Annotated in this window: 12 protein-coding genes and 1 tRNA gene; 7 read left to right on the top strand and 6 right to left on the bottom strand. The window is 57.2% G+C overall.

Going from position 1 to position 12,534, the window contains the following annotated elements; translation table 11 throughout:
* Positions 1–27 precede the first annotated feature (27 nt).
* Both K5E80_RS08045 and K5E80_RS08050 read right to left on the bottom strand, forming a co-directional pair.
* Complete coding sequence (locus K5E80_RS08045) at positions 28–1,254, bottom strand: tyrosine-type recombinase/integrase (RefSeq protein WP_220635665.1); 1,227 nt, start codon at positions 1,252–1,254, stop codon at positions 28–30.
* Between the two features lie 175 nt (positions 1,255–1,429).
* Positions 1,430–1,516, bottom strand: a tRNA-Leu gene (locus tag K5E80_RS08050).
* A gap of 79 nt (positions 1,517–1,595) precedes the next feature.
* Here K5E80_RS08050 and queA point away from each other — a divergent pair.
* The 6 genes from queA to dmeF all read left to right on the top strand — a co-directional run bounded on the left by queA (position 1,596) and on the right by dmeF (position 8,222).
* Entirely contained in the window at positions 1,596–2,633 is a 1,038-nt protein-coding gene (queA, locus tag K5E80_RS08055; protein WP_220635666.1) for a tRNA preQ1(34) S-adenosylmethionine ribosyltransferase-isomerase QueA, read from the top strand.
* Complete coding sequence (gene tgt / locus K5E80_RS08060) at positions 2,630–3,733, top strand: tRNA guanosine(34) transglycosylase Tgt (protein WP_220635667.1); 1,104 nt, start codon at positions 2,630–2,632, stop codon at positions 3,731–3,733. Before queA ends, tgt begins: the two co-directional genes overlap by 4 nt.
* 54 nt (positions 3,734–3,787) lie before the next feature.
* Positions 3,788–4,135, top strand: coding sequence for a preprotein translocase subunit YajC (gene yajC / locus K5E80_RS08065; protein WP_220635668.1), 348 nt, complete (start codon positions 3,788–3,790; stop codon positions 4,133–4,135).
* Positions 4,136–4,226: 91 nt separating this feature from the next.
* Entirely contained in the window at positions 4,227–6,113 is a 1,887-nt protein-coding gene (gene secD / locus K5E80_RS08070) for a protein translocase subunit SecD (RefSeq protein WP_220635669.1), read from the top strand.
* Positions 6,114–6,115: 2 nt separating this feature from the next.
* Positions 6,116–7,045: a protein translocase subunit SecF gene (secF, locus tag K5E80_RS08075; protein WP_220635670.1), complete on the top strand. Its 930-nt coding sequence runs from the start codon at positions 6,116–6,118 to the stop codon at positions 7,043–7,045.
* A gap of 244 nt (positions 7,046–7,289) precedes the next feature.
* Positions 7,290–8,222: a CDF family Co(II)/Ni(II) efflux transporter DmeF gene (gene dmeF / locus K5E80_RS08080; protein ID WP_220635671.1), complete on the top strand. Its 933-nt coding sequence runs from the start codon at positions 7,290–7,292 to the stop codon at positions 8,220–8,222.
* 559 nt (positions 8,223–8,781) lie between these two features.
* Here the strand turns inward: dmeF and K5E80_RS08085 are convergent.
* The 4 genes from K5E80_RS08085 to K5E80_RS08100 all read right to left on the bottom strand — a co-directional run bounded on the left by K5E80_RS08085 (position 8,782) and on the right by K5E80_RS08100 (position 11,972).
* Positions 8,782–9,579, bottom strand: a complete 798-nt coding sequence (locus K5E80_RS08085) for a DUF3014 domain-containing protein (RefSeq protein WP_220635672.1) — start codon at positions 9,577–9,579, stop codon at positions 8,782–8,784.
* Positions 9,576–10,832, bottom strand: a complete 1,257-nt coding sequence (locus tag K5E80_RS08090) for a chloride channel protein (protein ID WP_220635673.1) — start codon at positions 10,830–10,832, stop codon at positions 9,576–9,578. The genes K5E80_RS08085 and K5E80_RS08090 overlap by 4 nt, the downstream gene beginning before the upstream one ends.
* 85 nt (positions 10,833–10,917) lie before the next feature.
* Complete coding sequence (locus tag K5E80_RS08095; protein WP_220635674.1) at positions 10,918–11,493, bottom strand: OmpA family protein; 576 nt, start codon at positions 11,491–11,493, stop codon at positions 10,918–10,920.
* The gene (locus K5E80_RS08100) at positions 11,493–11,972 is read right to left on the bottom strand and encodes a MarR family winged helix-turn-helix transcriptional regulator (protein WP_220635675.1); all 480 of its coding nucleotides are present in this window, start codon (positions 11,970–11,972) and stop codon (positions 11,493–11,495) included. The genes K5E80_RS08095 and K5E80_RS08100 overlap by 1 nt, the downstream gene beginning before the upstream one ends.
* Positions 11,973–12,134: 162 nt before the next feature.
* On the opposite strand from K5E80_RS08100, the gene K5E80_RS08105 reads away from it, so the two are divergent.
* On the top strand, positions 12,135–12,416 hold the full coding sequence (locus tag K5E80_RS08105) for an OmpA family protein (RefSeq protein WP_246590914.1): 282 nt from the start codon (positions 12,135–12,137) through the stop codon (positions 12,414–12,416).
* Positions 12,417–12,534 lie beyond the last annotated feature (118 nt).

A 12,534-nucleotide genomic window follows, 5' to 3' on the forward strand; every position in this document is an offset into this window, starting at 1 on the left:
AATTCTGCGCGAATCGCATATCCAAAGTCAACCAGATTTCGCTTCGCTGATTGAAATTATTTTCGCCCCTGATTTCAGACCGTCCAGATAATCTGCCCATTGCTGCATCATCTTCCGGCGCTCAGGTAGGTACTCTGCAAAGTTATATGCTGCTGATACTTTATTTCGTTCGCCGTGGGCCAACTGACGTTCGATGACAGCATGGGGCAGTCCAAGTTCGTGAAGCAGTGTCGATGCCATAGAGCGGAAACCATGGCCTGTCATTTCCTCTTTCGTATATCCCATGCGCCGCAAGGCTGCATTGATCGTATTGTCCGACATGGGGCGACCTCCACCACGCTCACTCGGGAAAACGTAGCGGCCATGTCCTGTCACCGGCTGAATCTCCTTTAGGATGGCAGTTGCTTGCGCTGATAACGGAACTATGTGTTGTTCCTTCATTTTCATTTTTCCCGCGGGAATACGCCACTCTGACTTTTCGTAGTCAATCTCTACCCACTCCGCATGTCGCAATTCGCCGGGACGCACGAACAGCAATGGAGCGAGGCGAAGGGCACAGCGAGTCGTGAACGCTCCAGTAAATTCTTCAATTGCCCTGAGGAGTCCCCCAACAGCCTTGGGATCGGTGACCGAGGCATGATGGTGGACATTTTCTGGTGGCAATATGTCTCGTAGTTCTATATCACGTGATGGATCACGCGATGTCAGACCATGCCCAACGGCATAGCGAAATATCCGCCCGCAGACGTTATGCACACGCCTTGCAATATCCATTGCCCCCCGCCCTTCGATACGGCGAATCACGGCCAGCAGATCGGGTGCAGCAAGCTCTGATATAGGTTTATCACCCATTAACGGAAACACGTCCATCTCAAGGCGTCGCAGCAATGTTTCCTTTGTGCTTTCAGCCAGGGTTGGTGCAGTCTTCGCATACCACTGGCGTCCGATGACTTCAAATGTATTCTCTCCCAACTCCGCCCGCATTGCCTTTGTAACCTTGCGGTGTTCGCTAGGGTCTATACCGTCAGCAAGAAGCTCCCTCGCCTTGTCGCGCCTATCTCGGGCTTTGGCAAGTGTTACGTCAGGGTATGCGCCAAGAGAGAGTAGCTTTTCCTTGCCATCGAATCGGTATTTCAGCCGCCACAACTTGCCGCCAGTTGGGGCAAGTAACAGGAACAATCCCCGCTCGTCGTATAGCTTGATTGGCTTGTCGCCAGCCTTGGCTTTGCGTATCGCAATATCAGTCAGTGCCATTGGGGTATCTCCCTCACGGGGTAGGTCGCATACCCCACACTGTACCCCCACATACCCCCGCATTGCAATGGATAACATAAGTAGCAATCGGATTAGCTAACTTCACAAAATGCCCATTTGGTGCGGGCTTTGGCTGCTAAATCGGACTGCTTTGGATGATTCCAGATAGGTTATCTGGTGCCGGGAGGGGGACTCGAACCCCCACACCATCACTGGCGGCGGATTTTGAGTCCGCTGCGTCTACCGATTCCGCCATCCCGGCAAGGGCATGGGTCACGTACAATGGCGCGCCCTGCGAAAAGAGCGCGCATTATCCGCGAATCGCGGCTTTGCTTCAACCGATGTCGAATAATTCTCCACTTACGCTTGCCGATTTCGATTACGAACTACCGCAAGAGCTGATTGCGCAGGCGCCGCTGGCGCGGCGTTCGGCCAGCCGGCTGCTGGTATTGCAGCGCTCGTCGCTCGACGACCGCACTTTCACCGATCTGCCCGCTTTGCTGCGGCCGGACGACTTGATCGTGATGAACGATACGAAAGTGCTGCATGCGCGCCTGTTCGGCCGGAAAGCGAGTGGCGGTCAGATCGAGGTGCTGGTAGAACGCCTGCTGGGCGATAACGAAGTGCTGGCCCAGGTGCGGGCAAGCAAGCCGCCGCGTGCCGGCAGCGCTCTGCTGCTGGAAGACAGGATCAAGGTCGAGGTGTCGGGTCGTGAAGGGGAGTTCTATCGTCTGCGTTTCGATGGCGATGCATTTGACCTGATCGAACGCCATGGCCGCCTGCCGCTGCCGCCCTATATCGAGCGCGCCGCCGCAGACGAGGATGAATCGCGCTATCAGACCGTATTTGCGAAAGCGGCCGGATCGGTTGCTGCACCGACTGCCGGCCTGCATTTCGACGAGGAACTGCTGAAGCAAATCGAGGCAAATGGCATCGGCATCGCCCATGTCACGCTGCATGTCGGCGCCGGAACCTTTCAGCCGGTACGCGTCAATAATCTTGCCGAGCATCGCATGCACAGCGAGCGTTATTTTCTGCCGCAGGCGACCGTCGATGCGATTGCCGCGACGCGCGCACGCGGCGGACGCGTCGTTGCCGTCGGCACGACAACGCTGCGCGCGCTTGAATCGTCAGCGCGGTCAGGAACACTGTTGGCCGGCAGCGGCGATACCGATTTGTTCGTCACACCCGGCTTCGAGTTTCGCGTCGTCGATCTGTTGCTGACCAATTTCCACCTGCCGAAATCCACCCTGTTGATGTTGGTCGCCGCCTTCGGCGGGCTGAACAATCTGCGCGCCGCCTATCAACACGCCATCGATTATCGTTACCGCTTTTTCAGCTATGGCGATGCCATGCTGATCCATCGCACAGACCAATGAAATTCGACCTCATCACAAGCGACGGCGCCGCGCGCCGCGGCCGCCTGCATCTGGCACACGGCAGCGTGGAAACGCCGGTCTTCATGCCGGTCGGCACCTATGGCGCAGTGAAGGCCATGGCGCCGGACGAACTGGTCGATCTCGGTGCGCAGATCGTGCTTGGCAACACTTTCCACCTCTGGCTGCGGCCGGGGCTTGACGTGATCTGCGCCCACGGCGGGCTGCATGGCTTCATGGCCTGGGACAAGCCGATTCTCACCGACTCGGGCGGCTTCCAGGTATTCAGCCTCGGCGACCTGCGCAAGATCAGTGAGGAAGGCGTCAGGTTCCAGTCGCCGATCAATGGCGATCGGCTGTTCATGCGGCCCGAGGATTCGATGCAGATCCAGCATGCGCTGAATTCGGACATCGTGATGATCTTCGACGAGTGCACACCGTATCCGGCCAACGCGCGGGAAGCCGCCGACTCCATGCAACTTTCATTGCGCTGGGCGCGGCGTTCGCGCGATGAGCATGATTGCCTGGGCAATGCCAACGCCCTGTTCGGCATCGTGCAGGGCGGCATGCACGAAGATCTGCGCGATGAATCGCTGGCCGGACTGAACGAGATCGGTTTTGACGGCATGGCGATCGGCGGGCTTTCGGTGGGGGAACCCAAGGAAGAGTTTGCCCGCATCCTGGCCCATACCGCGCCGCGCCTGCCCGGCGACAAGCCGCGCTACCTGATGGGCGTCGGCACGCCGGAAAACCTGGTGTATGCGGTGGGTCTTGGTATCGACATGTTCGACTGCGTGCTGCCGACACGCAATGCGCGCAACGGCTGGCTGTTCACCCGGTATGGAGACATCAAGATCAAGAACGCGCAATACAAGAACGATACACGTCCGCTCGACGAGACCTGTGGTTGTTACTGCTGCCGCCATTTCAGCCGCGCCTATCTGCACCACCTGCACCGCATCGGCGAAATTCTTGGTGCCCGCCTCAACACGATTCACAACCTGTTCTATTACCAGACGCTGATGGCCGAACTGCGCGCCGCCATCGAGGCCGGGTTACTTGATCATTTCACGGCCGAATTTCACCGGAAGCGAACGGGATAGGCCGGAACGGATCGGTATAATGCCGCGTTCCCCACAGCCTTTCAGGAGTTCCCCGTGCTGATTTCCAACGCTTTTGCCCAAACCGCCCAGGGCGCCGCCGCCAACGATCCATTTAGCGGCATGATGGGCTTCCTGCCGCTGGTACTGATGTTCGCGGTACTTTACTTTCTGATGATCCGCCCGCAGCAGAAGAAAGCCAAGGAGCATCAGAAAATGGTCATCGCACTGCAAAAAGGCGATGAAGTCCTCACTCAGGGCGGCGTAGCCGGCCGCATCAGCAAGGTCGGCGAAAACTATCTGACGCTTGCCGTGGCCGAAACCAAGGACGGCGCGGTCGAGGTCATCGTGCAAAAATCGGCTGTTTCCGCGTTGCTGCCCAAGGGCACACTCAAAACCCTGTGAGGAGTGAGGGGTGATGAGTCAGGAGTAAACCCTGACCCTCCGCCCCCAACTCCTCACTTCTATCTCCTCACTCCTCACTCTTTACTACCAAATGAACCGCTATCCGATCTGGAAAAACGCCATCGTCGTAATGGCGCTGTTATTGGGGTTGCTTTACACGCTGCCCAATTTCTACGGCGAAGTTCCAGCCGTCCAGGTGGCCAGCGTCAAGGCCACGGTCAAGCTTGATCCGGCACTGCTGGCCAAGGTCGAAGACACGCTGAAGACCGCCGGGATCAGCTACACCGGTCTCTTCTCCGATCCCAACAGCATCCGCGTCCGCCTGGCCGACACCGATACTCAGTTGAAGGCCAGGGACGCCATCGAGAAGGCGTTGAACCCCGATCTGAACGACGCCTCCTACAGCGTTGCGCTGAATCTGGTATCGAACTCGCCGGGCTGGCTCACCAGCATGCATGCCTTGCCGATGTACCTCGGCCTTGATTTGCGCGGCGGCGTGCACTTCCTGTTGCAGGTGGATATGAAGGGCGCGCTCACCAAGCGCCTCGATTCGACCGGCGCCGACCTGCGTTCCCTGCTGCGCGACAAGAACATCCGTCACAACGGTATCAGCCGCGAAGGCCTGATGCTGGTGGTGCGCTTCCGCGACGCGACAATGCGCGATCAGGCGCAGGCCGTCATTGCCGACCAGCAGCCCGACCTGGCACTGGCCCCAAGCCAGGATGGCAGCGACTTCAAGCTGACCGCGACGCTCAAACCGACCGCTGAAAAAAATATCCAGGACTTCGCGCTGAAGCAGAACATCACCACACTGCACAACCGCATCAATGAACTTGGCGTCGCCGAACCGATCATCCAGCAACAGGGCGCCGACCGCATCGTCGTGCAGTTGCCCGGCGTGCAGGACACCGCCAAGGCCAAGGACATCCTCGGCCGCACCGCCTCGCTCGAAGTGCGCATGGTCGATGACGAAAACAGCACCAACCCAGGCGTCATGGAAGCGGCGGCCAAGGGCCAGCCGCCGTTCGGCACCGAGTATTACGTCGAACGCGGCGGCCGCGCGCTGCTGGTGAAGAAGCAGGTCGTGCTCACCGGCGACCGCCTCACCGACGCGCAGCCCGGCTTCGACGAGAACCACGAGCCGGCCGTGCATCTCAACTTCGACGCGGCCGGCGCGCGCATTTTCAAGGACATCACGCGTGAAAACGTCGGCAAGCGCATGGCCATCCTGCTCATCGAAAAGGGCAAGGGCGAAGTGGTGACCGCACCGGTGATCCGGTCCGAAATCGGCGGCGGCCGCGTGCAGATATCGGGCCGCATGAGCACGGTCGAAGCCAACGACGTCGCCCTGCTGCTGCGCGCCGGTTCGCTGGCGGCGCCGATGGACATCATCGAGGAACGCACCATCGGCCCCAGCCTCGGCGCCGAAAACATCAGCAAGGGTTTTCACTCGACGCTGTGGGGCTTCACCGCGATCGCCGGCTTCATGATGATTTATTACCTGTTGTTCGGACTGGTGTCGGTGCTGGCGCTGGCATCCAACCTGCTGCTGTTGATCGCGCTGCTGTCGATGCTGCAGGCAACATTGACGCTGCCAGGCATTGCAGCCGTCGCGCTTACGCTGGGCATGGCCATCGACTCCAACGTGCTGATCAATGAGCGCATCCGCGAAGAGCTGCGCAACGGCGCCTCGCCGCAGGCGGCCATCGCGGCCGGTTACGAGCGCGCCTGGGCGACGATTCTCGACTCCAACGTTACCACTTTCATCGCCGGTATCTCACTGCTGATCTTCGGCTCCGGTCCGGTACGTGGCTTCGCCGTAGTGCATTGTCTCGGGATCGCAACCTCAATGATCAGTTCTGTATTCATGTCGCGCGCTCTGGTCAACCTGATCTACGGCTCGCGCCGCAAGCTCGCTGCGCTTTCCATTGGACAGATATGGAAGCCCGGCATTGTTACTGCCGGCAAGGGGAAATAATCATGGAATTCTTCCGCATCAGAAAAGATATCCCCTTCATGCGCCATGCACTGGTGTTCAACATCATTTCGTTGATCACCTTCATCCTGGCCGTGGTCTTTCTCATTACCAAAGGGCTGCATTTAAGCGTCGAGTTCACCGGCGGCACGCTGATGGAAGTCAGTTACGCCCAGGCGCCCGATCTTGAAAACATTCGTTCCGCGCTGGGCAAGGAAGGGTTTGCCGATGCCCAGGTACAGAACTTCGGCACCTCGCGCGATGTGTTGATCCGTGTGCCGCTGGCCAAGGCCACCGAGGCGGCGAAAGTTGGCGACCGCATCATGAGCGCTCTTACAACGCTGGGTGGCGATCCGCAAAAAAAACGCATCGAGTTCGTCGGCCCGCAGGTGGGCAAGGAACTGGCATCCGACGGCGCAATGGCACTGCTGCTGGTGGTGATCGGCATCATGATCTACCTGGCGATTCGTTTTGAATGGCGTTTTGCGGTTTCCGCTATCATCGCCAACCTTCATGACGTGGTGATCATTCTCGGCTTCTTCGCCTTTTTCCACTGGGAGTTCTCGCTGCCTGTGCTGGCGGCGGTGCTGGCCGTGCTCGGCTATTCAGTCAACGAATCCGTCGTGGTCTTCGACCGGGTGCGCGAAACTTTCAAGAAGAAGCGCGGCATGAGCACACCCGACGTGCTCAACCACGCCATCACCAGCACCATCTCGCGCACCATCATCACCCACGGTTGCACCCAGTTGATGGTGACATCGATGCTGCTGTTCGGCGGCGCCGCGCTGCACTATTTTGCACTGGCGCTGACCATCGGCATCCTGTTCGGCATCTACTCCTCGGTACTGGTCGCCAGCCCACTGGTCATGTGGCTGGGCGTCTCGCGCGAACAGTTCATCAAGGTCAAGGTCGAAAAACAGGAAGCGGTGGTTTGACGGGCTACCCACAGTTAGTGTGAAAAATTGCAAGCGAAGCGAGCCCAGTAATCACCGTCCACGGCCGGCTTTGCACAGCCGGCCGGCTACGGCGGCGCAAAGCAGTGCTTTGCGAAACCCCGCCTACGCCCCCCGTGAGGGGGAGGCAGGGAGGGGGCGGGCGCTACTGTCGCTTTCCTGGTCAAGCATCAAAGCCATGCTTCGCATGTTCTCCTGTCTGGTTCCGGCTTGGCCGGCTTAGATCATGCACTCCCACAATATTTCGGACTGGACTCACGATCACCTGTTCCACAGCGGCAACAAGGCCGCCGAAAGCGGTACGCGCGCGGTAATGTGGATCACCGTGGTCATGATGGCGATCGAGATCGTGGCCGGCTGGCACTACAACTCGATGGCCCTGCTGGCGGATGGCTGGCATATGAGTTCGCATGCCGTCGCCATTGGCCTCTCCGCCGCCGCGTATGCTGCCGCACGCCGACTTTCCGGCGATGCGCGTTTCGCGTTCGGTTCCTGGAAAATCGAAGTCCTCGGCGGTTTTGCCAGTGCGATCTTCCTGCTCGTCGTTGCCGCCATGATGGTGTTCAGTTCAATCGAACGCCTGGTTTCGCCGCAAACGATCCACTATCCCGAAGCCATCACCGTCGCCGTACTCGGCCTCGTCGTGAACCTGGTTTGCGCCGGCATCCTCGGCAAGGCCCACGACCATGACGACGACGTTCACGGCCATGGCCACCATCACGAGCACCATCAGGACCTCAACCTCAAGTCCGCCTACATTCACGTGATCGCCGACGCGGCGACCTCTGTCCTGGCGATCGTCGCTCTCCTCGGCGGCTGGTGGTACGGCTGGTCGTGGCTCGATCCCGCCATGGGTGTTGTTGGTGCGGCTCTGGTCGCTACCTGGGCCAAAAACCTGATTGCCGAGACAAGCAAGGTGCTGCTCGATCGCGAAATGGACCACCCCGTGGTCGCCGAGATTCGCGCAGCCGTGCAACGTGGCGATATCGAGATCGCCGACCTGCATGTCTGGCGCGTCGGCAAGCGCGCCTATTCCTGTGCGCTTTCCATCGTCACCCATGATGCGGGACTGACCCCGAACCAGGTGCGGGAATGGCTCTCGGTACACGAAGAGATCGTGCACGCGACGATAGAAATCCAGCACTGTCCCGGATCGTGATCGCAGCGGATGCAGGTGCGTGGTCAGCCTCTGCATAAACGCGAAATGTCCCAAGCATTGCGAATGTCACAGTAGCAACGAGCCATGTTGCCAATAATCTTCCGCTACCGGGAAGTTTATCAACGATGTTCATATAAACCTAGAAAAACAGTTCACCACGGTGACACGGCGAAAGCACAAGACATAATAAGGATTGGCATTCTCATCCATTGGGTGAAGCACTGTTCTTGAGCAAGCACTTGATTTTCCGTCGTCCCACGGAATTTTCTTCGGTCATGTTCGCCGTAGTTCAAATGGGGTTTTTAGGATAAAAAGTTTATGTCTCAATAACGTCTTTGGCATCGGACTTCGTTAACGATGTCGTTACTGGCTTTTTTCGTGTCTAGCCAATTACCTCCGGAGCTTCAATGATTACCTCCACAAGCCTGGAACGAGTTCTTGCGCACAACCACGCTTCAATTCTTGATTTTTCCCACAGATTTATTGGCTTGATGCTGCGGATAATTAGTACCACGGTACATTGGCCTTAAGCACTTTCCTTCCAATCCGATCATTTACCCTATAGGCGATGCATTAACTCCATGCGGATGGCACCTAGCACCGCCTTTACTTTGTCCGCATTGTCGTTGCCCATGCGTATCAGGATTTTCTGGCCAGCGGAACGTGTTTCAAGCGCGGGATCGGAGAATGTATAAAGCACTTTCGCCTGTTCGACTGAAATCGGTGCGGGGAGTTTGGGAGCCGTCAGCATGTCGTCCATGGCCTCGATAAGGCGATCCTGGAAAAACCCCCTCGGATATCCCAAGCCCCGATAGGCTTGCTGGAACAGCGGGTAGAAGCGGATATAGGCGTCGACGAGAGATGCAACATCAATCGACTGGATCATTTTGACGTAATTGTCATAACGCGCAACGTTGGCTGGGCTGATGGTCAGTCCTGTTTCACCGGTTACAACAAGAAACGGCCCAGCCACAGGTTTTACCGGCATCATTCTCAGTGGCGCCTGCTTCCGCGGCAGGTTGTCGATTGTGGCGACGAAGCGTTGGATGATCTTGCCTGGGTAAAAATGGTTGAAAAATGCCTCCTTGCCAAACAATTGGACGATGGTATCGCCGGCAGTTGCATCACTGCTATAGAGCGAGGGCAATGGCGAAGTAGCGATAACCGGTGGCGGCGTAGCCTGTGTTACCAGAGACGGGGGAGAAAGCGGCATTGGCGCGGCGGAAGACGCCAGTTTTACCTCCCGCGGCTGATCACGGAGGGATCTTTGCTGTTCGAGTTTCGAGACGTAATAGTAAAAGACGGTGATAACGGCGATGACAAGCATGGCCAGCAACCACAACAATTTCTTGTTCAAGACGACTCCTTCATTTCCTTCATTTTCCCTACGCCGCTATCTTCCTGCAGCTCGTGCCGAGTGCCCCGATAGACTGATGCCAACTGCTGATACAGTTCCGGAGAAAGCCTGGAACTGACGGCTTTGGAAATCAGTGTAATCGCCATCAAACTGATGACCATCTCGTGGCCATCCACCATTTCCATCACGATGATCGCCGAGGTAATTGGAGACTGGGTAACGGCTGCCAGAAACCCTGCCATGTACAGCGCAATCATCGGGATGGCATCGGCAGTCAGGCCCATCAGGTGGGCAATGCCGGAGCCCAAGGCCACCCCGACAGCCAGCGATGGGGCAAAAATGCCTCCAGGTATCCCAGAGTAATAGCTGACCACGGTCGCCAGAAAGCGGGTAACTGGAGCGTGCCATGGAAGATTCATTTGCCCGGATACGACATGGGAAGTGATCCCGTAACCGCTACCGAAGGATAGGTTGCCTCCAACCCAGCCAATAAGGACGACGGTCAGACCGCACAAGCCCGCGAACCATACAAGATGGAGTTCTTTCCAACGCCAGATGACAAAACCCTTGGCCTTTTGCGGGAGCAAAAGAAGCCAACTAAAAAGCCCGCCGAGCAATCCGCAAACGATACCACCCAATATGACGGGCAATACTATCGAGCGATCAAGGTTCTCGACCTTGAGGTGGCCGAAATAGTTGTAGTTGCCAAGCAAGGCGATTGACATCAGACCGGCCAGAATGATGGTGCTGACCAGAACCCCGCTGGTTCGAGTTTCCAGCCTGCGCCCGAGTTCCTCGACGGCAAAGACAATTCCAGCCAAGAGCGTATTGAATGCGGCGGCAATCCCGGCAGCGCCTCCAGCCAGGATCAAATCCTGTACGCGCAGCGCCCGCGTATGAGGCAGCCAACGATGTGCCGCATGCATGATGGAAGCCGCGACCTGAACTGAAGGGCCCTCCCGTCCTGCCGAAAAACCACCAGTCAGTGCCAGGGTACCCAGGCAAATTTTTCCGAATGCGATACGAAGCGATATCAGATGGCCGACGGCCTGGCCCTGCGCGGCAAGCCGCGTTGCCGCGATCACTTGTGGAATGCCGCTTCCCTGAGCGCCAGGCACCAGGCGATGGGTCAACCAAACCACGATCATGCCGATGGCCGGAGTCAGCAGGAAAGGCAGCCATGGGCGTCCGGCGCTGAGGGCAAAGAAAGAAGCCAGGGCAATATCCGCCAACTTTGCAAACGCAACCACCATCAGACCGGCAAGCAAAGCCGCCGTCCAAAGCGTTATTCGGGTACGCCAGCGAAGGGTGCTTAAAGGGCCGTGAAAGAACGCCATGCTATTCAGGGAGTTTCAGTTCCACCGAGCGGCTTGCCTCGCGGCAGGATTTTGTCCTGCATTCGCTGGAGGCAAATGCGCCTTTGCCCAAGGGGCGCCTGCGTATCTGCATCCGTCGAATGCCGCGTTTCAAGAGTTCCGCCTCAACAACGGCGATTCGCTTCTCGGAGAAGCCAATGCAATATTCGTTGCTCGTCAAGTCACCGCTGTGGCCGACCAACAAAACTGTGGAACGGTCATCGCCGAGTTTCTTCGCAGCGGCGTCAATGACAGGGTAGGCATCTTTACCGAGTACCGTCGAGCCAAGCGAAAAGAAAATGGTTGAAGCCGGATCGGGCAGTGGAATATTCGAAGAAGCAACGGCCACTGACGTTTTTGGTTTTATAAAGACAGGACTGCTTTTAGTCCGCGTCTCCAGGTCGCGGATAGTGGCCCGCGGCATTGTTGGCGGGGATGCGGGCGAAGAGTCAGCATCTGCCTGTCGAACGCTTTGAGTACCGCAACCGACCTGCATCAACGTTACTCCCACGCAAACCAGCATTCGAGCCTTTTTCAGAGCAATCAACTTGTTGCGCATCACAAATCCGAGAGGGGGTTTTCCGACAGTTTTTCGTCACGCACCCGTAGTTGGCCGGTAACTTCGGATAGCGATGCGTCAAGGTCCGTTAGTACGTCTTCGGACAATGCCGACAAAGCCTCGGGCAGAATTCCTTCCGCCGGACCGGGGGCGCGTTGAAGAATCTCTTTCGCAGTGGCAGACAGAACCAGGCCCACCCGGCGCAGGTCTTCTTTGCTGCGTTTTTTGAGGACCAGTCGACGCACAGCCAGTTTTTCGACCAGTTGACTACACGTGGACTGATGGATGAATAGCCTGTCGGCAAGTTCGGAAACGCCTGCGCCAGGAGTTTTCGCGATTTCCTGAAGCAGCCACAATTGCAAGCCGGATATTCCACAGTTCTCCTCGACCCGCCTGAAATGCTGGCGAACCGATCCATAGATCAAGCGGAACTTCTTCAATACCCGCAAGGGTAGCTGTTGTTCCTTCCGTCTTGCCAATGCCTATCTCCGCATGTTGCAGGTAAATAACCCATTACTTGCATTTTACATTGATACAATATACATTTACACCAATTCATTTCATTGGGGTTGAATCGATGCATAAGAAAGTGGCTGCGGCTTGTGTTAACTATCTTCTTGGGGGCATGTTCGTCTGCGCCCATGAAAAAACCGATGCTGATGAAATCTGTGCCAAAAGGCCGGTACCGGCTTGAAGGCAATGCCGAGGAACGTGACAGTACCGAGTACAACCTGGCGCTGGGACAAAAGCGCGCCGAGATCGTCAGACGAGTGCTTGTCATCATGGGCATGCCGAATTCCGAGTTGGAAGTCGTCAGCTATGGCGAGGAAAAACCACGCGCGCCTGTCATGAAGAAAAATGCTGGGCCGAGAATCGTCCGTCGATTTTGCAAAAAAACAGTAGGCCACGGATATAGCGATTAATTGTTATTCCCTCGTAGCACATTCGAGGGGCTAGGACCCCTCGTTTTTTAAGTATTCCAACCGTTATCCGACATACGGTCCTGAGTCATTGACATCGAGTCGATGACGCCACAAGCGA

Source organism: Georgfuchsia toluolica (genome assembly GCF_907163265.1).
Lineage (GTDB): Bacteria > Pseudomonadota > Gammaproteobacteria > Burkholderiales > Rhodocyclaceae > Georgfuchsia > Georgfuchsia toluolica.

What these genes read in the sequence shown, in the direction of transcription:
- K5E80_RS08105 (WP_246590914.1), top strand. Translation starts at nt 12,135, where the DNA reads ATGAAAAAACCGATGCTGATGAAATCTGTGCCAAAAGGCCGGTACCGG.
- tgt (WP_220635667.1), top strand. Translation starts at nt 2,630, where the DNA reads ATGAAATTCGACCTCATCACAAGCGACGGCGCCGCGCGCCGCGGCCGC.
- dmeF (WP_220635671.1), top strand. Translation starts at nt 7,290, where the DNA reads ATGCACTCCCACAATATTTCGGACTGGACTCACGATCACCTGTTCCAC.
- queA (WP_220635666.1), top strand. Translation starts at nt 1,596, where the DNA reads ATGTCGAATAATTCTCCACTTACGCTTGCCGATTTCGATTACGAACTA.
- secF (WP_220635670.1), top strand. Translation starts at nt 6,116, where the DNA reads ATGGAATTCTTCCGCATCAGAAAAGATATCCCCTTCATGCGCCATGCA.
- K5E80_RS08095 (WP_220635674.1), bottom strand. Translation starts at nt 11,493, where the DNA reads ATGCGCAACAAGTTGATTGCTCTGAAAAAGGCTCGAATGCTGGTTTGC.
- secD (WP_220635669.1), top strand. Translation starts at nt 4,227, where the DNA reads ATGAACCGCTATCCGATCTGGAAAAACGCCATCGTCGTAATGGCGCTG.
- K5E80_RS08045 (WP_220635665.1), bottom strand. Translation starts at nt 1,254, where the DNA reads ATGGCACTGACTGATATTGCGATACGCAAAGCCAAGGCTGGCGACAAG.
- K5E80_RS08090 (WP_220635673.1), bottom strand. Translation starts at nt 10,832, where the DNA reads ATGGTGGTTGCGTTTGCAAAGTTGGCGGATATTGCCCTGGCTTCTTTC.